Origin of the sequence: Paracoccus onchidii, from assembly GCF_028294535.1 — a bacterium.
Classification (GTDB): domain Bacteria; phylum Pseudomonadota; class Alphaproteobacteria; order Rhodobacterales; family Rhodobacteraceae; genus Paracoccus; species Paracoccus onchidii.
This window is the reverse complement of record NZ_JAQBIE010000014.1, coordinates 82938-104776: the sequence shown is the minus strand read 5'-3', so window position 1 is coordinate 104776 and position 21839 is coordinate 82938. Positions and strand designations below refer to the sequence as shown.

General features: G+C 58.9%; 20 protein-coding genes. 6 read left to right on the top strand and 14 right to left on the bottom strand.

Annotated features, from left to right (window positions below):
* Position 1: 1 nt before the first annotated feature.
* The gene (locus PAF17_RS12380) at positions 2 to 913 is read left to right on the top strand and encodes a BKACE family enzyme (protein ID WP_271889415.1); all 912 of its coding nucleotides are present in this window, start codon (positions 2 to 4) and stop codon (positions 911 to 913) included.
* Positions 910 to 2334, top strand: coding sequence for a carnitine 3-dehydrogenase (locus PAF17_RS12375; protein ID WP_271889414.1), 1425 nt, complete (start codon positions 910 to 912; stop codon positions 2332 to 2334). Before PAF17_RS12380 ends, PAF17_RS12375 begins: the two co-directional genes overlap by 4 nt.
* A gap of 71 nt (positions 2335 to 2405) precedes the next feature.
* On the opposite strand, the gene PAF17_RS12370 is transcribed toward PAF17_RS12375, so the two are convergent.
* The 5 genes from PAF17_RS12370 to PAF17_RS12350 all read right to left on the bottom strand — a co-directional run bounded on the left by PAF17_RS12370 (position 2406) and on the right by PAF17_RS12350 (position 6278).
* Positions 2406 to 3140, bottom strand: a complete 735-nt coding sequence (locus PAF17_RS12370; protein ID WP_271889413.1) for an ABC transporter permease — start codon at positions 3138 to 3140, stop codon at positions 2406 to 2408.
* 3 nt (positions 3141 to 3143) lie between these two features.
* On the bottom strand, positions 3144 to 3848 hold the full coding sequence (locus PAF17_RS12365) for an ABC transporter permease (RefSeq protein ID WP_271889412.1): 705 nt from the start codon (positions 3846 to 3848) through the stop codon (positions 3144 to 3146).
* Positions 3849 to 3924: 76 nt separating this feature from the next.
* Positions 3925 to 4689, bottom strand: a complete 765-nt coding sequence (locus tag PAF17_RS12360) for a transporter substrate-binding domain-containing protein (RefSeq protein ID WP_271889411.1) — start codon at positions 4687 to 4689, stop codon at positions 3925 to 3927.
* A 70-nt stretch (positions 4690 to 4759) separates the two neighbouring features.
* Positions 4760 to 5575, bottom strand: a complete 816-nt coding sequence (locus PAF17_RS12355) for an ABC transporter ATP-binding protein (RefSeq protein WP_271889410.1) — start codon at positions 5573 to 5575, stop codon at positions 4760 to 4762.
* A 55-nt stretch (positions 5576 to 5630) separates the two neighbouring features.
* Entirely contained in the window at positions 5631 to 6278 is a 648-nt protein-coding gene (locus tag PAF17_RS12350) for a TetR family transcriptional regulator C-terminal domain-containing protein (RefSeq protein WP_271889409.1), read from the bottom strand.
* 115 nt (positions 6279 to 6393) lie between these two features.
* Here PAF17_RS12350 and PAF17_RS12345 point away from each other — a divergent pair, with 115 nt between their 5' ends.
* Together PAF17_RS12345 and PAF17_RS12340 are read left to right on the top strand one after the other, a co-directional pair.
* The gene (locus tag PAF17_RS12345) at positions 6394 to 7578 is read left to right on the top strand and encodes a pyridoxal phosphate-dependent aminotransferase (protein WP_271889408.1); all 1185 of its coding nucleotides are present in this window, start codon (positions 6394 to 6396) and stop codon (positions 7576 to 7578) included.
* An 11-nt stretch (positions 7579 to 7589) separates the two neighbouring features.
* On the top strand, positions 7590 to 9206 hold the full coding sequence (locus PAF17_RS12340) for a 5-guanidino-2-oxopentanoate decarboxylase (protein WP_271889407.1): 1617 nt from the start codon (positions 7590 to 7592) through the stop codon (positions 9204 to 9206).
* Between the two features lie 94 nt (positions 9207 to 9300).
* On the opposite strand, the gene PAF17_RS12335 is transcribed toward PAF17_RS12340, so the two are convergent.
* Together PAF17_RS12335 and PAF17_RS12330 are read right to left on the bottom strand one after the other, a co-directional pair.
* On the bottom strand, positions 9301 to 9978 hold the full coding sequence (locus PAF17_RS12335) for a GntR family transcriptional regulator (RefSeq protein WP_271889406.1): 678 nt from the start codon (positions 9976 to 9978) through the stop codon (positions 9301 to 9303).
* 241 nt (positions 9979 to 10219) lie between these two features.
* On the bottom strand, positions 10220 to 10426 hold the full coding sequence (locus tag PAF17_RS12330; protein ID WP_271889405.1) for a cold-shock protein: 207 nt from the start codon (positions 10424 to 10426) through the stop codon (positions 10220 to 10222).
* Positions 10427 to 10745: 319 nt separating this feature from the next.
* Here PAF17_RS12330 and PAF17_RS12325 point away from each other — a divergent pair, with 319 nt between their 5' ends.
* Positions 10746 to 12656: a DEAD/DEAH box helicase gene (locus PAF17_RS12325; protein ID WP_271889404.1), complete on the top strand. Its 1911-nt coding sequence runs from the start codon at positions 10746 to 10748 to the stop codon at positions 12654 to 12656.
* 87 nt (positions 12657 to 12743) lie between these two features.
* On the opposite strand, the gene PAF17_RS12320 is transcribed toward PAF17_RS12325, so the two are convergent.
* From PAF17_RS12320 to PAF17_RS12300, 5 genes are all read right to left on the bottom strand, one after another.
* Positions 12744 to 13814, bottom strand: a complete 1071-nt coding sequence (locus tag PAF17_RS12320) for a DcaP family trimeric outer membrane transporter (RefSeq protein WP_271889403.1) — start codon at positions 13812 to 13814, stop codon at positions 12744 to 12746.
* 143 nt (positions 13815 to 13957) lie between these two features.
* Positions 13958 to 15070: an ABC transporter ATP-binding protein gene (locus tag PAF17_RS12315; protein ID WP_271889402.1), complete on the bottom strand. Its 1113-nt coding sequence runs from the start codon at positions 15068 to 15070 to the stop codon at positions 13958 to 13960.
* Positions 15071 to 15074: 4 nt separating this feature from the next.
* Positions 15075 to 15956, bottom strand: coding sequence for a carbohydrate ABC transporter permease (locus PAF17_RS12310; RefSeq protein ID WP_271889401.1), 882 nt, complete (start codon positions 15954 to 15956; stop codon positions 15075 to 15077).
* Complete coding sequence (locus PAF17_RS12305) at positions 15953 to 16831, bottom strand: carbohydrate ABC transporter permease (RefSeq protein ID WP_271889400.1); 879 nt, start codon at positions 16829 to 16831, stop codon at positions 15953 to 15955. The genes PAF17_RS12310 and PAF17_RS12305 overlap by 4 nt, the downstream gene beginning before the upstream one ends.
* Before the next feature lie 87 nt (positions 16832 to 16918).
* Positions 16919 to 18169: an ABC transporter substrate-binding protein gene (locus PAF17_RS12300; RefSeq protein WP_271889399.1), complete on the bottom strand. Its 1251-nt coding sequence runs from the start codon at positions 18167 to 18169 to the stop codon at positions 16919 to 16921.
* Positions 18170 to 18355: 186 nt separating this feature from the next.
* On the opposite strand from PAF17_RS12300, the gene PAF17_RS12295 reads away from it, so the two are divergent.
* Positions 18356 to 19363, top strand: coding sequence for a LacI family transcriptional regulator (locus PAF17_RS12295; protein ID WP_271889398.1), 1008 nt, complete (start codon positions 18356 to 18358; stop codon positions 19361 to 19363).
* Positions 19364 to 19443: 80 nt separating this feature from the next.
* Here the strand turns inward: PAF17_RS12295 and PAF17_RS12290 are convergent, their stop codons facing one another.
* Both PAF17_RS12290 and PAF17_RS12285 read right to left on the bottom strand, forming a co-directional pair.
* Positions 19444 to 20553: an ABC transporter ATP-binding protein gene (locus PAF17_RS12290; protein WP_271889397.1), complete on the bottom strand. Its 1110-nt coding sequence runs from the start codon at positions 20551 to 20553 to the stop codon at positions 19444 to 19446.
* A gap of 57 nt (positions 20554 to 20610) precedes the next feature.
* On the bottom strand, positions 20611 to 21825 hold the full coding sequence (locus tag PAF17_RS12285; protein ID WP_271889396.1) for an ABC transporter substrate-binding protein: 1215 nt from the start codon (positions 21823 to 21825) through the stop codon (positions 20611 to 20613).
* Between the last annotated feature and the right edge of the window lie 14 nt (positions 21826 to 21839).

Below are 21839 nucleotides of genomic sequence, written 5' to 3'. Positions count from 1 at the left end.
CATGCCACTTGCGATGAACCGGGATGTTTTCATCACCTGTGCCGTTACAGGATCGGGCAGCACACAGGACAGAAGCCCTCATGTCCCCCGCAGCCCCAAGGAAATCGCCGATAGCGCGATCGAGGCCGCGCGTGGGGGCGCCGCGATCGTCCATTGCCATGTCCGCGATCCTGAAACCGGCACGCCGTCGCGTGACCCCGCATTGTTTCGCGAAGTGACCGAACGCATTCGCGACAGCGACACCGATGTTGTGCTCAACCTGACTGCGGGCATGGGCGGAGATATCGTGTTTGGCCCGACCGAATCCCCCTTGCCGGTCAATCAGGCCGCAACCGACATGGCCGGCGCGACCGAGCGCATGGCCCATATCGCGGATTGCCTGCCCGAAATCTGTACGCTGGATTGCGGCACCATGAATTTCGCCGAGGCGGATTATGTGATGACCAACACGCCCGGAATGCTTCGGTCCATGGGGCGGATGATGACTGATCTGGGTGTCAAGCCCGAGATCGAGGCATTCGATACCGGGCATCTGTGGTTTGCGAAACAACTGGTCGAGGACGGGGTGCTGGACGCGCCGGCACTGGTGCAGCTTTGCATGGGCGTGCCATGGGGGGCACCCAATGACCTGAATACCTATTTGGCGATGGTGAATGCGATCCCGCAGGACTGGAACTGGTCGGCATTCAGCCTCGGGCGGGATCAGATGCCCTACGTCGCTGCTGCGGTCCTGGCGGGGGGCAACGTGCGCGTCGGCCTCGAAGATAACCTGATGCTGGACAAGGGTGTGCTGGCAACGAATGCGCAGTTGGTCGAACGCGCCGTGACCGTCATTGAAGGGATGGGCGCACATGTCATCGGCCCGGATGCCGTGCGGACACGTTTGAACCTGCAAAAGAGGGCACCGGCATGACCAGGAAGGCAGCAATTATCGGCGGCGGCGTCATTGGCGGCGGATGGGCGGCGCGGTTCCTGCTGAATGGCTGGGATGTCGCGATTTTTGACCCCGACCCCGAGGCCAAACGCAAGATCGGCGAAGTGATCGATGGCGCACGCCGATCCCTGCCCGCACTTTATGATCGTGCGCTTCCGCCGGAAGGCAGCTTGAGCTTTCATGACGGTCTGGATGACGCTGTGGCCGGGGCCAACTGGGTGCAGGAAAGCGTTCCCGAACGCCTTGACCTCAAACACAAGGTTTTGGCGAAACTGGATCAGGCTGCGCCAGTGGATGCGATCATAGGGTCGTCCACGTCAGGGTTCAAACCATCCCAGCTGACCGCACAGGGTGCGCGCGCCATCGTGGCCCATCCGTTCAACCCGGTCTATTTGCTGCCGCTGGTCGAGCTGGTCGGAGATCGGGATCAATGTGCAAAAGCCGACAGCATTCTGCGTGACATCGGCATGCGCCCCCTGACACTGCGCAAGGAAATCGACGCGCATATCGCCGATCGGCTGCTGGAAGCAGTCTGGCGCGAATGCCTTTGGCTGGTCACCGACGGCATCGCCACCACCGAGGAAATCGACGATGCGATCCGCATGGGATTCGGCCTGCGTTGGGCGCAGATGGGGATCTTCGAAACCTATCGCGTTGCCGGTGGCGAAGCCGGCATGAAACATTTCATGGAACAGTTCGGGCCGGCCCTGTCCTGGCCCTGGACCAAGCTGATGGATGTGCCGGAATTCACTCCGGAACTGGTTGATCTGATCGCAACGCAATCCGACCGGCAATCAGGCCAGATGTCGATCCGTCAGCTGGAACGTCTGCGCGATGACAACCTGGTCGGCATTCTGCGCGCATTGCGCCGCAACCAGGCTGGCGCGGGGAAGGTCATTGCCGATCACGAGGCCGGGTTCCCGCCCTTGCCGCATTCCGATCAGTTGATCGAAACCGTGCATCGTGTCGTTCCCAGCAGCTGGACCGATTACAATGGCCACATGAATGAGGCGCATTACCTTGAAATCGGCACACAGGCGACCGACCGCATGATGGAAATCGTCGGCGCAGGCCCTGATTACATTGCCAGGGGAAAATCCTATTTCACGGTCGAGAACCACATCAGCTATCTGGCCGAGGCAAAGGAAGGTGCCACACTGCGTGTAACCACTCAGGTTCTGGCAGGAGAAGGAAAGAAAATGCATCTGTTCCACCGGATTCAGAACGGTGAAACGCTGGTCGCGACCATGGAAACCATGCTGCTGCATGTCGATCTGGACAGCAGGCGTTCCTGCCCGCCCGAAGGCGAGGTCGCCGAGGCGCTTGCACAACTGGCCACGCGCCACACAGCGTTGCCCAGGCCCGATCAGGCCGGACGCCATGTCGGGCAGCGCGCCTGATCGCGACCTTCCCGCCCGCGTCAGCCGCATGATGTGAACCGTCAGGGCCAACCTGCCCTGACGGTTTCTTCTCATGCGCCGAGCTTGATGTCCGTCGTTTTACGCCGCGCCGGACGCGCGCCCGGGAAACGACGTTCCAGCAGGTTCATGGCGGCGGTCAGCACCAAAGTCATCGCCACGAAAATTCCCGCGACCAACAGCAGCGGCTCGTAGACCAGAAAGGTCTCGGACCGCACGATATTGGCCGCCTTGAGCAGGTCAACCACAGCAATGGTGGACACCAGTGGCACCGATTTCAAAAGCAGGATCATCTCGCCCGTCAGGGTTGGCAGGCAAAGCTGAACCGCGCGGGGCAACCAGATGCGACGCACCATCCGCGTTCGTGACATCCCGAATGATCGCGCGGCCTCTAGCTCGGCCTTGGGCACATTCATCATGGCGGCGCGCAGGACTTCGCCTGAATAGGCCGCTACGCTGACCGAAAACGCCACCGCTCCGAAAAAGAACGCGTCATTCAGCAAAGGGCGAAACATGCTTTCGCGAATGGCAGGCACCGAGGTCAACAACCGGCCGACACCATCATAAAAGAAAAACAGCTGGACCAGCAGGGGCGTTCCGCGGATCACCGTCGTAAAACCGCGCAGAAGCCACCGCAGCGGCATAGGTCCGGCCACCAAGCCGAGCGCGACCAGAACCGCCAGCACCATCCCCGCCAATCCCGACCAGAAGACAAGCGCCAGAGTGTTGACGAACCCCTCAATGAAATAGGATTGATAGCCGGGGTCCAGAATGAAGGAAAAATCCATGCCCTACCCCCTGACCATGCCGCGCCGCACGTGGCGTTCGGCGAAATGAAACACGACGTTGGATATCAAGGTCATCGCAAGGAACAACGCCCCCGCTGCCAGATAGAATGTCGCATAAAGCCCTGTGCTGGCGGCGGCCTGCTGGGCGGTGAAAAACAGCTCCTCAAAGCCGACGACGCTGACCAGCGCAGTTTCCTTGACCAGAATCAGCCACAGGTTCGACATGCCCGCCAGGGCATTGGGCAGCATCAACGGCAACACGATACGCCGAAAACGCAGCCCCCGCGACATGCCATAGCTGTCAGCCGCCTCTAGCAGGCTCTTGGGAATGGCCACGATCGCGCCACGAAAAACCTCGGTCATGTAGGCCCCCTGCACAAAGGCCAGAACCGACACCGCCGCGGTAAAGCCACCGATTTCCACGCCACCGGCAAAACCCATTGCTATCAATGCGGAGTTCAGCCCCTGCGTCCCGGCGTAATAAAGCAAGATTATCAGAAGAAGTTCAGGAATCGCCCGAACCAGCGCCGTATAACCCCATGCAATGCCACGCAGCGCATTGATACCGCTCAGCTTGGCCATCGCCCCCAGAAGCCCCAGCAAAATACCGATGACATAAGCCGCAACCGCAATCTGCACTGTAACCAGCGCACCATCCAGCAACGGCCCGATCCAGTCGCGCAACCCTTCCTGTTCGAACCCGTTCATATGACCCCGGCTTCATTCAAACATGGCAAAGGGACGCCGGCCAATCGGTCGGCGCCCCCGAAAACAACGTGATGTCTCACTTGGCGCAGATATCGGTATCGAAATATCTCTGCGACAGTTCGGTGCATGTGCCATCGTCGATCACCGCATGAATGGCCGTGTTCATCTTTGCCGTCAGATCGTCATCGCCGTCACGCAGCCCGACACCGACCCCCTTGCCGAACAACGGATCCGCCGGTGCTTCGGCAAGGGTGGTATAGCCTGCCGCATCATCACGCCCCAAAAAACTGATCATCGCAATCTGGTCTGCAAGGATCAGGTCAACCCGCCCCGCCTGAAGATCGCGGATCATTTGTTCATGCTGGTCATAGATGCGAATATCTGCCCCCGCCTCGTTAAGCTTTTTCCGGGCATAGCCGGCATGGGTCGTCGCCCCCTGCACGGCCAGAACCTTGCCGTCCAGGTCCCCTTCTCCGGCGAAGTCCATATCTGTGCGCCCGACATAGATCGCCCCGGCATCGTAATACGGATCTGAAAAATCGATAACCTTGTCACGTTCGTCCGTGATGGACATCGAACCCAGGATGAAGTCCACCTTGCCCGCGTTCAGTGACGGGATGATGCCGCTCCAGCCGGTTGGCGCCAATTCGCACTCGGTCTGCATCTGCGCGCAGATCGCCTGCCCCAGCTCGACCTCGAAGCCCGTCCATTCCCCCGATGACGCCTTGAAAGTGAACGGGGGATAAGGCTCTGACGAGAATGCCATCTTCAACGGCTCGGCATTGGCGACACCTGCGGCGACCATGAAGGCCGCGGAAATCAGTAGCGATAGTTTTTTCATGTTCAAGGGATCCTGTTGGCTTTAGTTTCGTTGATTGCGTCTTGCAGACGGAGCCACACGCCCTGCCCGGTCAGGACATGACGTGAGACAGAAATTGCTGGCAACGTTCGCTGCGCGGGTTTTCAAAGACCTGTTCGGGGGTGCCGATTTCTTCCACCTGCCCCTGATGCAGGAACGCCACCTGACTGGAAACATCCCGTGCGAACCGCATTTCATGGGTCACGAGGATCATCGTCCTGCCCTCTTCGGCCAACCCTCTGATCACGGCAAGCACTTCGCCGACCAGTTCGGGATCAAGCGCCGAGGTCGGTTCGTCAAACAGCAACACTTCGGGATCAGTCGCCAAGGCCCGCGCAATTCCAACACGTTGCTGCTGACCACCCGACAGGAAATTCGGATATTCATCGGCCTTTGCTGCCATGCCGACGCGTTCCAGATAGGCCATCGCCTTTTCCGTGGCCTCTTTGCGCGAAATGCCCTGCACATGCACCGGCACCTCGACCACATTGCCCAACACGGTCAGATGTGGCCAAAGCGCGAATTGCTGAAACACCATCGCCACGCGACGACGCAGCCGTGACACCTGACGTGGGTCGATGGATCTTCCGGCACCATGAAAGCGAATTTCCTCGCCCGCGATTTCAAGTTTCCCGGCCTGAGGGCGTTCCAGCAAGTTCATGCAACGCAGAAGCGTGCTTTTCCCTGACCCGCTGGCCCCGATGATCGAGGACACGCTTCCGCGGCCCGCCGCGAAATCGATACCTTTCAAGACCTTCAGCCTGTCGTAGCTTTTTTCCAGCCCCGAAACAGATACGGCCAAATCGGAATCCGCCCCCGAGGGCAGGTCGGTTGGTCGGACTTGCTGTCCGTTCGTTTCCTGTTGCATGCACTAACGCTAGCAACTGTTGAACAACTGTTCAAGAAGGAAGATCAACTGTTTTTCAACTGACGTCGCGCCGCAAGGCAACCGTATCGACCCAGGTTTCCGCCAACCTGATCCCCTCGGCAGGGGTAAATGTCGCCGGCTCAAGACACCATTCCAGCCATAACCCGTCCAACAGCCCCGAAAGACCGATCGCCGCCAATCTTGGATCCAGCTGTCCGACACCATCGCAGCTTTGAAGATCAGCAATCATGCCTTCAAGCACCGCACGATAAGCGCCATAGCGTTCCTTGTGCACCGCAGCGATTTCAGGGGATGTGGATTGCATCGTCCAGAAGGCCAGCCAGACCCGGAACAATTCGCCATTCAGGTTGACAGGTGAAAATGACGCCTCGATGAAGGCAGACAGCTTCTGGCGAGCATCGCCTTGAACGTCGGCGACACGTTGTTCGATCTGGGCCAGCAAGTCGTCAGCGACATGTCGATAGGCGGCGGCAACCAGTGCTTCCTTGGTGCCATAGTGATGGTTGATCAGGCCGACCGAAACACCGGCACGCTCGGCTATGGCGCGAATCGAGGATTTTTCGACGCCAAGAGAAACAATGCAATCCAACGCTGCCTGCAGCAACGCTTCACGACGCTCATCGGCGGTCTTGCGGCGATATCTTGGGCCGGGACCGCGATCATGGGAGGGCAATTCTGTCATCAGACGCCACCCATACATCGCGATAGCGCCTGACGCCATGAAAAGCTGATACTCACTGTTGAACGTTTGTTCAACAAGAGGTAGCCTATTGAAAAGCAGCCAACAGGAGGTCGCAATGAAATATTCTCCATTCGTCGAAAGAATTGCTGGCGAAGGCGCGGCAGCCTGGGCGATCCATTCGGAAGCAATCGCGGCCAAGGCGCGGGGCGAAGATGTCATCGTGCTCAGCGTCGGGGACCCTGACATGGACACACCGGCCGCCGTAACCGACCGCGCGATTTCCGCACTGAAGCAGGGCGACACGCACTATGTGGGTGTTCAGGGCACGCCATCCCTGCGCGACGCCATTGCGCGTCACGCATCGCACGGCATGAAACTGCCACTGACGGCAGAAAATGTCTGCGTAACGGCAGGGGCGCAAAACGGGTTGTTCTTTGCGTCGCTGTTGCTGTTGCAACCAGGCGACGAAGTCATCATGCCCGACCCCTGCTATGTCACCTATGAGGCAACCGTGCGCGCCGCGGGCGCGACCCCCATCGCCGTCCCCCCCCGCGCCGGTGCGGGTTTTCGCCCTGACCCCGATCAGATCGCAGCCCGGGTAACGCCCCGGACGCGCGCGCTGCTCTGGGCCAGCCCCAACAATCCGACCGGCACCGTAACATCAACAGACGAAGCCAGGGCGCTGGCCGCGATAGCCTGCAAACATGATCTGTGGGTCATCAGCGACGAGGTGTATAGCGGCCTGACATTCGGGGTCGAACATGTATCGATCGCGTCCTTGCCCGGCATGGCAGAGCGGACGTTGACGATTTCGAGCCTGTCAAAATCGCATGCAATGACCGGATGGCGCTGTGGTTGGATCATCGGACCGGAACAAGCCATTGCACATGCGGGGAACCTTTCGTTGTGCATGCTGTACGGGCTGCCCGGTTTTGTGCAGCAAGCCGCGGAAACGGCATTGGAGAACGCCGATGCGATTTCGGCGCGGATGCGCGACATCTATGCCCGACGTCGGGATGCATTGCTGGCCGCACTTGCGCCCGCGCCGGGGATTAAATCGGTTGCGCCCGATGCGGGAATGTTCCTGATGGTCGACATTTCCGCCACCGGCATGTCCGCCAACGAATTTTCCTGGGCCTTGCTGCGTGAAACGGGCGTTTCGGCGCTGGATGCCACCGCCTTTGGTCCAAGCGCGGCAGGGTATGTGCGCTTGTCCTTCACCCTGAACGAAGAAACGCTGTCCGAGGCTGGCCGCAGAATTGTCGAATTCTGCCGCAACCATGCCGCCCAGATGGCTTGAGGAGACCCCAGATGACAAACAGCCCTTTGCGCGCCGGTCCTTGGATCCACCGCCTTCTGACGGCCTATGATGTGGATACCGTCTTCGGCATTCCTGGGGTGCATACAATCCCGCTATATGATGGTCTGTCCGAAAGCGGGTTGCGCCACATCACGCCCCGCCACGAACAAGGTGCCGGATTCATGGCCGATGGCTATGCACGCATTTCAGGCAAACCGGGGGTTTGTTTTGTGATCACCGGCCCGGGCGTCACCAATATCATTACCCCGATGGCCCAGGCTTACGCTGAATCCGTGCCGATGCTGGTAATTTCCTCGGTGAACAACCGTCGTCATATGGGGTTTGGCCAAGGGCAGCTGCACGAACTGCCGGACCAGCAGGCGATCATGCGTGAGGTAAGCGCGTTCAGCCACACATTGCAGAGCCTCGCCGATCTGCCAAAGGTTCTTTCCCGGGCTTTCGCGGTTTTCAACAGCGGCCGGCCAAGACCGGTTCATATCGAAATCCCTCTGGATCTCTGGCAGGAAACACCCCCGCAAATCGCGGTTCCGCTACGTCAGACATCCGCTCGGCCCAGCCCTGCTGGCACCGACATCGCCGCGGCCGCTGGTGCGCTGGCTGCTGCGGAACGCCCTGTCATTCTTTGCGGCGGCGGGGCCGCATCCGCATCCGATGCCGTGCGGCGACTGGCCGAAACATTGGACGCACCTGTCATCATGACCACCAATGCGCGCGGCATTATGGGCGCCGGGCACCCCTTGGCCGTTCCATTCAGCCCTTCGCTGGCCGAACCCCGCGCATTATTGGCCGACTCCGATGCCGCTATCGCCATCGGCACTGAAATCGGTCCGACCGATTTCGATATGTATGAAACCGGCATGCCCGAATTGCCACATCCGCTGATCCGCATTGAAATCGACCCTGTTCAGATGGTGACCAATGCAGTGCCCGATATTGCGCTTTTGGGGGATGCCGGGCATGCAATATCAGAATTGACGACGGCACTTGCCGCCAGGGTGCGAGATGGTGCCGCCCGCGCGAAGGAATGCCGCGACGCAGCCTTTGCCGCCCTGGATGCACGGATGCGCGCGGGTCTCAGGTTTCTCGAGATCCTGCACGAGGTCGCGCCGGATATGCCGATCATCGGGGATTCAACACATCCCGTCTATGCAGGAAATCTGGGCCATGACACCCCGGCGGCGAAGCTTTGGCACAATTCAGCTACCGGGTTCGGCACCTTGGGATACGCCCTGCCCGCCGCGGTCGGCGCATCGCTTGCCCGAGATGGCAGCGCCCTGTGCCTGGTGGGTGACGGCGGGCTGCACTACAGTATCGGCGAGCTGGCGGCGTTGGCCGGCGCACAGGCCCCGGTCATTGTCTTGATCTGGAACAACGAATGTTATGGCGAAATCCGCGACGCAATGGTGGCTGACAATATTGCCCCCGTGGGTGTCGCGCTTGCTTCTCCTGATTTCCGGGCACTGGCCCAAGCTTATGGCATCGATGCCTGCCGGGTAAGTAACGAAACCGGCTTGCGGCAGGTACTGCAAAACGCCATCGCAACGGCCCGTCCGGTAGTGATCGAAATTGACGAGGCCGCGATGTTGGTCGCCCTTGGCACGGACTGACAGCAACGTAAATCCCACGTCCCGGCAAGTTTTGCTTGGGCTGCAGACCCGCCGGGGCGACGCCCCCGGCCCAGCAAGCAATCACGATCGGGGGTCAGAAACCAATCGCCTTCATCTGTTGCGACATCTGAACATATGAACCATCAATATGTTGCCGCAAAACCTGTTCCGCCCGTTCCACGTCATTGTCACAGAACGCCTGCAACAATTGCTCATGTTCCTGCAAGATCTGCGCATAGCGAGGCGGCGTCACACGCAGGCGCGCGCCATAAACATTCAATGCACGGCGCAGGTTACGCCACATGTCGGCGGCGGGCTGGTTATAGTGATATTTGCAGATCGTTTCATGAAAGGCTGCATCCAGTCGCCGAAAATGCGCCAGATCAGATGTGCCGATCACCGCGATTTCCTTCTGGATCTCATCCATTTCACCGATCCATTCGGGCCGTGCAAATTCGGCGAACCAAGTCACGAAATACGGCTCCAACAGTTGCAGCATCTCGAACACATTCTGTACCGCGGCGGCATCTGCCTTGCGAACGGTTGCACCACGATTGGGCGAAAACTCGACAAACCCTTCGCCCTGCATCCGGCGCAGGACCTCTCGGATGGGGCTGGTGCTGACGCCATAATGCTTGGCCAGTTCCGCGACCTTCAGCCGCTGCCCCCCGGCAAGTTGCCCGGTCGAAATATCTTTCAGCATCCGATCATAGATCGATGCATCCCGGTCTTCCCCAGCGACCTCATCCGTCGTTTTGCGCGTCTTCGCCATCGTGTTCCTGCACTCAGCCTATACGGTTCCCAAGTAAGCTTGGCATATCGTTTATAACATCATCCGGAAAGGATCGTCGACTAAATCAACCGCAATACAGGCCAAAACGCCTGATCGGTCCAATCAACGCAGAAATTTGGAAAAGATTGGGCAAATACGGGCCAAATCCCAAAGGATTGCCAAGCGGAGCAATACGACCGCTAAAGAGGGTCCGCCCGGAAACGGGCGGACCCGAAAATTATCAGGCCAGGGCCAGATTTGTCGCCGACTGACGACCGTCACGACCGCTTTCGATGTCGAAAGACACAGCCTGACCATCATCCAGCTGACGGATGCCAGCGCGTTCGACAGCCGAGATGTGGACAAAAACGTCCTTGCCGCCCTCGGCCGGTGCGATAAAGCCGAAGCCCTTGGTTTGGTTGAACCATTTCACGGTGCCAGTAGCCATCGTGATTTCTCCATTTATTAATGCTGCCCGCGAAATGCAGCAGCCCGGCTCGGTCAGTTCGAATAGCAAACTGAAGCCGATAAAGGAGACAGGTGCAGCTAGGAATCAACGTTGCAACATACCTGATCTCATATCCTGCCGCTTTGCGCAAGCTATGCACAGAACTTTCGAGCAAGGGGGCTTTACTTCATAACCGCGAAGGCATAGAAGCCGCGCCTTCAGGCTCCTTAGTCCTGCATTGATTGGGTTCAGGCTTTCCATCAATTGCCAGGTTGGCGCCATCCTCCGGGTGCATGGCGCCCCTTTTTCTGGCGAAGATATGATTGACAAAAACATTGCTCGGCCCTTGGCTGCGGCGCTGGCAGCCAAAGGGTATGCCAGCCTGACCCCTGTTCAGGATTCGGTCCTGACCACTGAAACGGCGCGAAAGGATCTGCTGGTTTCGGCCCAGACCGGATCTGGCAAGACAGTGGCCTTTGGCCTGGCGATTGCCGACGACATTCTTGATCGCAACGAACAGCTTGAAACCTCGGAAACTCCGCTGGCATTGGCCATTGCACCCACCCGAGAGCTTGCCTTGCAGGTGGCGCGTGAATTGTCCTGGCTGTATGAACAGGTCGGCGCTCAGATCGCGACCTGTGTCGGCGGCATGGATTTCCGCAACGAGCGCAGGGCCTTGGCGCGCGGCGCGCATATCGTGGTGGGCACACCGGGTCGGCTGCGTGACCATATTGAACGCAACAGCCTTGACCTGTCCGAACTGAAGGCCGCAGTTCTGGACGAAGCCGATGAAATGCTTGATCTGGGATTTCGCGAAGATCTCGAATTCATTCTGCAGGCTGCACCCGAAACGCGGCGGACGCTGCTGTTTTCGGCAACCGTGCCCAACGCCATCGAGAAACTGGCCAAAGATTTTCAGAAGGACGCATTGCGCATCGTCGCTGCGGGTGAATCGCGCCAACATGGCGATATCGACTATCGCGCCTTGCATGTGGCGCCGCGCGACCGGGAGCCGGCAATCTTCAACCTGCTGCGCCTGCACGAAGCACGCACCTCGATCGTGTTCTGCAAGACCCGTGCGAATGTGAACCATTTGCTGGCACGGATGGGAAATCGCGGTTTCAAGGCCGTCGCACTTTCGGGCGAGTTGAGCCAACAGGAACGAACCCACGCGCTTCAGGCGCTGCGCGACGGGCGCGCGCATGTCTGTGTTGCAACCGACGTGGCCGCACGCGGCATCGATCTGCCCGGTCTGGAACTGGTCATCCATGCCGATTTGCCGACGAACTCGGAAACCCTGCTTCATCGTTCCGGACGCACGGGCCGTGCCGGTGCAAAGGGCGTATCCGCACTGATCGTGCCACCGGGGGAAATGAAACGGGCGCAACGGCTTTTGAAATTCGCAAAGGTCGAGGCCACATGGGCCCCCGCCCCGTCGGCGGATGATGTGCGTGCCATGGACGATACCCGCATCATGCAGCACCCTGCCCTGCAAGAATCCGGGGAGGACGAAGGCAGCTTGTCAAAAGCCCTGCTGGAACAGTTCGGTCCGCAGCGGGTCGCCGAAGCCTTTATCCGCCTCTGGCGCGAGGGACGGCCGACACCCGAAGAACTGACCCCACCGCGTCAACAACACAGCCCGGCAGCCCCGCGCGAGCGCGGCGAATTCGGGGCATCGGTGTGGTTCTCGCTTTCGGTTGGCCATACAGGCCGGGCCGAAGCGCGCTGGTTGCTGCCCAAGATCTGCGAAGCCGGCAATATTACCCGTGATGAAATCGGGGCGATCCGGGTCCGCGAAAACGAAACCTTCGTTCAAATTGCCGAAGGTGTCGCAGCGCAGTTCGGCCCGCAATGCGAATTGGAACCCGAATTGTCGATGACCCGGCTCGACGGGCAGCCCAGCCTGGACAGACCCGCGCCTTCGCCCCTGCGCGACAGGCCACGCAAGGATCGCAAAGCCCCCGCACCGCGCCGCGAGTTCAAGAAAAGCAAGCCCCGCGACGAGGCCGAATTCACCTCGGGCAATCCGGTGTCCGAACGCGATGACAAGCCCGCGCGCCCCCGCAAGGAGCGCTGGAGCGCAAGCGACCGCAAGGAAAAATCCGCGCGCGCCGGCGACGGCGCAACCAAGGGCAAGGGGAAAAAGCCGGCCGCCGGCAAGGCCAAATGGGCCAAACCCAGCGCGGGGCCCCGAAAGGGTGCAGGCAAGAAAACCGGTCGCAAATCGTGATCTAAGCAACCGCTGACCGGCCGGGACCCGAACAGGTTTCTGGCCGGTCACCACGAAGTGTTCAGGGCCAGTGGCCCCGAGCCTGGGTCAGAACGCCCATTTCACACCCAACTGCACGCGGTCGGCACGATAGGTCTGACCACTGAAGTCCTTGCGCTCGCCCAACATGTATTCACCGCCAAGCGTCAGGCGTTCGACGGGATCATAAAAAAACGAAAAGTGAAGCGTTTCCAAGCGCTTCGTTTCATCTGCCTGCGCGCCTTCATAATCACGGATGTGGCGATGGCCATATTGAATCCCGACATTCATATGTTCTGCGACCTGCTGCAGAACGCCAAGGCTCCAACCGGTCGTGCCGATCGGCTTGCCCATCATGTCGAGATCACGCCCGCCATAGTTCATGTAAGCAGACACACCTTCGCCGTTTACGACACCACCATTCAATGTGCCCCCCGGCCAAACGTCGACCACAGCGGCCGCCATGACCCCCCAGCCATCGGCCGAACCAAGACCGTCCGTCTCGTAGTCGCGTGAAATCGCGGCAATCTTTGCGAAGCCCCGATCGAACTGACGGGACAAACCGGCGGTATAGGCCATTGCATTGGCATCGCTCACGTCCTGTTCAATCGCGACCGACGCGCCATATCCTTGAGCGGAGACATATTCATACCGAAGCTGCGGCGCGAAGACGAAGGTGGTTCCCGCAGGGCCTTGGAAATCCCAGGTGCTGGGCAAGGTTTCGATTGCCATGAAGTTGGTGAAGGTCTTGCCAACAGTCAGACCGCCCATTTCAACATAACCATGCCGAAGCCGTGGCTGGCCGGGGTCGTCACCATAAAGATCACCCTCGATGACCATCTTAAGATCACCGAAATCCACCGGCGCATAAAGCCGAACCCCCAGACGCGATTCATAACCCTGAACGCGGCTGTCATCAATGCGCCGGGGACCATCCGGTTTGCCGATACTGCCCAGCCCCCAGAACGTGGTGCCCAGATCATAGTCGCGATCATGGATCGCATCCAGTTTCAGATAACCGTAAATGTCCAGCTCCACGCCACCCGGCAATGTGAAATCCGCGCTTTCCTGCGCCAATGCCCCCGAACTCGTTGCGCCACCCAAAAGGCCAAGCACGCAAATCGCGGAAATGAATTTCATCCGGCACCTTCAGTTGTGGCCACCATTGGCGCTGACATGGGCAGGTTGGTTCAGCATATGCGCAAACCGGTCCATAACAAAGCCTGTCAGTGAAGCAGCGCCAACCGGCAGGCACCGGCGTGTTTGCAGGAACACGACGTGATTTAGCGAATACGCTCTTTCGTGGATGGGTCGAAGAAAACCGCCTTGGTCATGTTGAAACTGACGGGGGAAAAGCTGCCCAGTTCGATCCGCGCATCTGCACGGAACCGGGCAATGCACTCCTTTCCCCCAAGTTTTGTCAGGGCAAAGGTGTCCGACCCCGCCGGCTGACTGACCTCGATATAGCAATCACGTGTCACCACCCTGGAAGAGGTGCGATCCGCGCCGTCAGGATCGGTCATGGCCTCGGGGCGTATGCCGAACACGATCGAATGGTCGAGATGCTGCCGCATCGCCGCGGAATCCGGAACCGGCAAGGAAATACTGCGATCATCATGACTGTCTATGACCACCTCAAGCCCATCCGCGCTTGCAGTCAACCGTCCTTCTATCAGGTTCATCGACGGAGACCCCATGAAATCAGCGACAAACATATTGGCGGGATCATTATAGATCTCGTCCGGGGTGCCGAATTGTTGCAGATATCCGGCCTCTAGCACGGCGATCTTGGTCGCCAGCGTCAGGGCCTCGATCTGGTCGTGGGTGACATAGACGATTGTCGTGCCCATGCGGCTGTGCAGACGCTTGATCTCGGTGCGCATATCGACGCGCAGCTTGGCGTCCAGATTGGACAGCGGTTCGTCGAACAGAAAGACCTGAGGATGACGCACCAGCGCCCGCCCCATCGCGACACGCTGGCGTTGCCCCCCTGAAAGCTGCGAAGGCTTGCGATCCAGCAGGTTTCCGATCTGCAACATATCGGCCACCTCTTGAATGGCCCTGTCCTGATCCGCCTTGGCGATCCCGCGAATTTCCATGCCGAACGAGATATTCCCGCGCACGGTCATGTTGGGATACAAAGCATAGCTTTGGAAAACCATCGCAATATCGCGCTTTGATGGATGCAGCCCTTCCACATTGCGATCGCCGATACGGATTTCGCCGCTCGTGGTTTTTTCCAGTCCGGCAATACAGTTCAGCAGGGTGGATTTGCCACATCCCGACGGTCCGACCAGAACAAGAAAACCGCCATCCTCGATTTCCAGATCTATACCTTTCAGCACGTCAACGGCGCCAAAGCTTTTGGTCAGCTTGTCGATTGTCAGTGATGCCATGAACTTACCCCTTCACGGCGCCGGCCATCAGGCCACGCACGAAATAGCGTCCGGAGACGATGTAAACGATGAGGGTCGGAAGCGCGGCGAGGATCGCGCCCGCAAAGTGAACGTTGTATTCCTTGACCCCGGTAGACGAGTTGACCAGATTGTTCAGCGCAACCGTAATCGGCGTTGAATCATAGCTGGAAAATGACGCGCCAAACAGAAAATCATTCCAGACATTGGTGAATTGCCAGATGATCGTCACGACAATGATCGGCCCCGATGATGGCACCAGAATTCGCCAGAACACCTGAAAGAACGATGCACCGTCGATCTGGGCTGCACGGACAAGCTCGGTTGGGAAAGCCGCGTAATAGTTCCGAAAGAACAAGGTCGTAAAACCCAGGCCATAGATCGTGTGCACCATCACCAAACCCGGAATGGTCCCAGCCAGTCCCAGCATGCCAAGAATACGCGCCATCGGGATCAGCACGATCTGAAACGGGATAAAACAGGCCAACAGCATCAATCCGAAGACAAGATTGGCCCCTCGGAACTGCCATTTGGTCAACACATATCCGTTCAGCGCGCCCAGAAAGGTCGACAGGACAACCGCAGGCACCACCATCAGGATCGAATTGATGAAATATGGCCGCAACCCGGTGGCCTCGACCCCGACCTGCGTTGTCGACCAAGCGGATCGCCATGGCTCGAAGGTGATGGATCGAGGAGGGGCAAGCATGTCGCCGCTGTGGATCTCCTCTAGCGGTTTCAGAGAATTGGCGATCATGATCCAAAGCGGAAGCAGGTAATAGATCACGAAAAAGATCAACAATGCATATATCATGGCCCGCATGATACCGCTGGTCTGCAAGGCGTTGTCCTGGGAGGAGGCGCTCATTTCTTGTCCCTCCCCGCACGAATTTCACTATAGAGATAAGGGACGATGATCGAAAAAATCATGATCAGCATGATGATCGCGGACGAGGCCCCCACCCCCATCTGGTTCCGGGTGAACGTATAGGAATACATGAAGGTCGCTGGCATTTCGGTTGCCCGACCGGGTCCCCCGCCCGTCATCGCCACGATCAGGTCATATGACTTGATCGCCAGATGGGTCAGCACGACGAATGCCGACAGAAACACCGGGCGCATCATGGGAATGATGATCCGTCGATAGATCAGGAAACCGCTTGCGCCATCAACCTGCGCGGCCTTGATGACCTCGTTGTCGACGCCACGCAAACCGGCCAGGAACATGGCCATGACATAGCCCGAGGACTGCCAGATCGCCGCAATCACGATTGTATAGATCGCAAGATTCCGGTCCTTGATCCAGGTGAACTCGAAGCTCTGCCATCCCCATTGATGCATGGTGTTCTGAAGCCCGATACCGGGGTCGAGAAACCATTTCCATGCCACTCCGGTCACGATGAAGGAAATCGCCATCGGATACAGATAGACCGTGCGGATGAACCCTTCATTCCTGATCTGCTGGTCCAGCAAGATCGCCAGAAACAGGCCAAGCGCCGAACTGATCACGATGTAAAGCGTGCCAAAAATGAACAGGTTCTTCAGTGCAACGTTCCAGTGCCGAAGACCGAACAGCTTTTCATAATTGGCAAGGCCGATGAATTCGTTGTTCGGCAGCATGCGCGAATCCGTCAACGACAACCACCCCGTGTAAAGGATGAACCCGTAGACAAAGATCACGATGGCCGCGAAACTGGGTGCCAGCACGATCCGCGGCACCCATTCCTGAAGGCGATCTCTCATGGACGCTCCCTCGCAGATGAAGGACCGGCGAAGGGCCGCCGGCCCTTGACGTGAACATGCGGCGTCACCGCATCTGCACAAAAGGCGTTACTGGGCAGCCTCGACTGCTGCGGCCAGTTCCTCGGCGGCCTCTTGCGCGCTGAACTCACCGTTCACATGCGCAGTCACCACGTCGAAGATCGCACTCTTGATATTCGAGCTGGCCCCATGCCCATGCGCCATGGAACCGTGCAGCGTGCCGTTCTGTGCCGCTTCTGCCAGATCCGCCATGCCCTTCTTGCCGCAATCGTCAAACTCTGTATCCGCGACATCCGTGCGGGCAGGCACCGAACCCTTCACCGTGTTGAAGGCGACCTGAAAATCAGGGTCCATCACCGCTGAAGCCATCAGCTTTTGCGCCCCGACCTTATCCTCGGACACGTCGAACATGGCGAACTGATCGGAATTGAACAGGACGCTACCCTGCGTATCGGGGAAGCGGATGCAGACGAAATCCTCGCCCGGCACCAGATCCGCGCGCAGAAACTCGCCCTTGGCCCAGTCGCCCATGGCTTGCATCCCGGCCTCGCCATTGATCACCATGGCCGAGGCCAGATTCCAGTCACGACCAGAAAAGTTGGGGTCGAAATAGGTTGCCAGCTTTTCCATGCGTTCGAATGCCTCGACCATCTGGTCCGAGGCCAATGCCTCGGGATCCTGATCGATGATCGCCGCTTTGTAGAAATCGTCCCCCAGCCCCAGCACGACCGAGTCAAACACCGTCCCGTCCTGCCAGGCCTGACCGCCATGGGCCAAAGGCACGATGCCGTTTTCCTGCATCTTGTCCAGAACCGCGATCAGATCATCCCAGGTTTCAGGTGCTTCGCCGCCGGCAGCATCCAATGCAGATTTGTTGATCCACATCCAGTTGGTCGAATGCACGTTGACAGGTGCTGCGATCCATTTCCCGTCATACTTGGAAAATTCTTGCAATGCCGGGGGCACGACCTCGGCCCATCCTTCTTCGTCCGCGACTTCGCTCAGATCACCCAGGAAGCCCTCGGTTGCCCAATCCTTGATGTCAAAGCCCAGCATCTGCACGGCGGTGGGCGCGTTCCCCGATGTCACCCGCGAACGCAGTACCGTCATCGCCTCGACGCCAGATCCCCCGGCGACCGGCATGTCCTGCCAGGTCACGCCCTGAGCTTCGAGATTGTCCTTCAACACATTGAGTGCCGCAGCCTCCCCGCCCGAGGTCCACCAATGCAGGACTTCGACTTCTTCCGCCATCGCCATCGGCGCAGCGATGCACAGCACGGCGACAGACGCCGAGGCCTTGAGGGCATATTGGAATTTCATGGTCTCCTCCCCTTGAAAACAATTGCCTGTTCTTGTCGCTTTATAACGTTTCAATCATCGCATCATGTCAACACTTCATTCGCAACCCATCTTTCTTAAACCAAACTTATCTGTATATTGATCAATCACCAAAGCTGCTTAGTCAGTTTTAAATCGATTTAACTTTCAGGATTGATCTCGCATCGCATGTCCGCCCCCAAGCAACGCCCCACCCTCAGGACCATCGCCGAACTTTCCGGAGTGGCGGTTGCAACGGTTTCTCGCGCACTGGCCGACGACCCCAAGATCGCACAGACCACCCGCGACAGGATAAGCAAGATCGCAAGCTCTGTCGGCTATGAACCTGACCGCGCCGCCCGCCGCCTTCGCACTGGACGAACGATGGTGCTGAACCTGATCCTCGACCCGCATTTCGAAGTGCTTGGCTTTGGCAACGCATTGCTGATGGGGTTGACCCGCGCGCTTGAACATAGCGGCTACAACCTTGTCGTCACGCCGCAATTCAGTGAATCCGACTCGATCCGCGCCATCCGGCGCATCGTCACCAACCGGCAGGCCGACGGCATTTTCTTTACCCGGACCGCGCCATTCGATGCCCGCGTGCGTTTCTTGCAGGAACACGGCTTTCCGTTCATCAGCCACGGCCGGACAGAATTCAGCAATCAGCATCCGTGGGTCGATTTCGACAATGAAGATTTCGCCTATCGCGCCACAAGGCGACTGGTTGATCTTGGATGCAAAAAGATCTGCGCGATCCTGCCGCCGGATTCACTGACATTTCACCAGCATTTGCGCTATGGGCTGATGCGCGCCGTGCGAGAGACCGGGGTTGACTATCACATTCCCGATTGCGTGACGCTTGATTCACCCATGCGGGCGATCACGGATTGGGCACATGCCCACCTGAAGCACGATCAGCAGGTAGACGGGTTCATCTGCCCTGGCGAGGCATCCTATCTCGCCATCCGAACGGCAGTCAGAAATCTAGATCTGCGTTTCGGGCAGGATGTCCGCGCTGTTTCAAAATCAATATCCGGTATTCTCGACCAGATCGAACCACAGGGTGATATGATCCATGAGGATATCGAGGATGCGGGGCGCCTGATGGCCGAACAGCTTCTGAAAGTCCTGTCAGACAAGCAAGCCGCCCTGCCCGGTATCCTGCAACGCCCGCGCGTGGTCTTTCCCGACTGATTGTTACCCCCTCTCGGGGAATGGATTGCGGCCGCGCGGCTCTGGTATCCATATCCCGCCGCAATCCGTCCTGCCCGGGGTCAGGCTGGCATTACCTCGTCAAAGCGGCGTTCCAAGGCATCGCCGCCTGCATCGAACAAATGGGCCTTCGAGGGATCAAAGGACGCCATGACGGTGTGACCCGGATGGATCACGGCCGCGCCCTCGGCAACCATGCAGATCGAGCTGCCGTCACCGGCGGCACCATAGATCAGCGACTGATTTCCCAGCCGTTCGATCACCTCGGGAACAACCGGGATCTCGGCACCGCTTTTTCCCAAGCTCATGTCATCAGGACGCAATCCCAGAACCAGGGAATCGCCGGCGCGCACCCGACCGGCGGATACCGGGACCGTCACCGTTGTTTCGCTTGCCGGCAGGGTCACGCTCACCCCTTCGACGCCCGCAGAAACACAGGTGACCGGCAGGAAATTCATGTTGGGATTGCCGATAAACCCTGCCACGAATTGATTTCGCGGCTTGTGGAACAGTTCAAGCGGTGATCCGACCTGTTCGATCACCCCGCCCCGCAAGACGACAATCTTGTCAGCCATGGTCATCGCCTCGACCTGATCATGGGTGACATAGATCATCGTATTCTTCAGCTTGCCGTGCAGGCGTGACAATTCGACCCGCATTTCCGCGCGCAAGGCCGCATCCAGATTTGAAAGCGGTTCATCAAACAGGAATATCTGGGGTTCGCGAACGATCGCCCGACCGATCGCAACACGCTGCCGCTGACCACCGGACAGCGCACCGGGCCGGTGATCCAGCCTGTCCCGCAGTTGCAGGACATCGGCAGCCTTGTGCACCAGGCGTTCGACCTCGGCCTGCGCCAAACGCGCAACGCGCAGTGGAAAGGCGATATTCTCGAACACCGTCATATGCGGATACAGCGCATAGGACTGAAACACCATCGAGATGCCCCGCTTGACGGGGGCAAGATCGTTCACGACCTGACCATCGATCTCGATCGTGCCCGACGTCACCTCCTCAAGCCCCGCGATCATCCGCAACATGGTGCTTTTGCCGCAGCCCGACGGCCCCACAAAGACCGCAAACTCACCTTCATTGATTGTCAGGTCCGTCGGCCTGATCACATCGGCCGTGCCAAATCTCTTGGTGACGCCCGTCAGCTTGAGTTGTCCCATGTATTCTCCTGATGGAAGGACGGGGCGATCCCAGCCGCCCCGTTCCGGCATTCATGCTCAGTCGATCAGATCATTCAGTTCGTCGGCCACTTCCTGTGCAGCCTCTTCGGGCGACAATTCGCCCAGGATCACGCCCTGAATGCTTTCGTTCATGACGTCCTGCAATGCATTATAGTCGACAACCTGCGGTTCGGGGCCACCTTCCGCAACAGAACCCAGAAAATAGGCCCAGTTGGGATCTTTCCCGGGCAATGCACGGGTCAGTTCGGTATCGCGCACCGGGGTCCAGCCACCGACATCGTCGAATTCGGCCTGACGTTCGGTTTCAGACAGGTATTTCGCAAGGGACATCGCAGCGTCTTCCACGCCAGAACCTTCGAATACGGCAAGGCTGTCGGTGATCAGCAAGGTCGAGTGACCTTCGCCGCTGGGACCCGTGGGCACCCATGTGACGCCGTAATTCGCATCACCCGTGCGGGCGCGGAACCCAAAGCTCTGCTGCATCATCGCGATCTTGCCTTCCGCGAACAGCGGCTCGAGCTTGCCGCGGTCATAGGCAACCGGCCCCTCTTGTGCATAGGGCAACATGTCAGCATAGAATTGCAGCGTTTCAACGGTTTCCGGGCTGTCGAACACGACCTCGCCATCCGCGTTGATGACTTCGCCGCCATTGGCATACAGCCAGCTCAGGAACTGGTGCATCGTGTTGTCGAACGACGCCGCCGCGATACCCAAACCACGTGCATCCGTGTTTTCGGTGACCGCCTTGGCTGCCGTCATCACATCTTCCCAGGTCTGGGGGCCATCAGGCATGTCCAACCCGGCCTGTTCAAACAGGTCCTTGTTGTAAAACAGCGCACGGGTCGAGAACGCGCGCGGCACACCCCAATTCTGGCCGTTGAACTGAATCGTTGCCAGAACCGACGGCTCATAGCTTGCGGCCTCTTCCTCGGTCAGTTCGACCGGTTTCAACAGACCCGCATCCGCCAGTTGCGGCAAGACGCGGCTGCCCAGATAGGCCAGCGCAGCAGGCGAACCCGCCGAGGCAAGCGTGATCGCCTTTTCCTGGCACTGTCCCCAGGGCACATATTCCATGTTCACGCTGAACTCAGGATTATCCGCTTCCCAGGCGGCGACATGCTTTGCCTGCACCGCAGCCTCGGCGGCGTCATTGCTGCCGCAATTGATGAAGTGCAGTTCCTCTTGCGCGGCTGCCGTCTGCGCCATGCAGGCGAGGGCCGCCCCCGCGAATAGCATCGTTCTGGTTTTCATCTGAATCTCCGTGT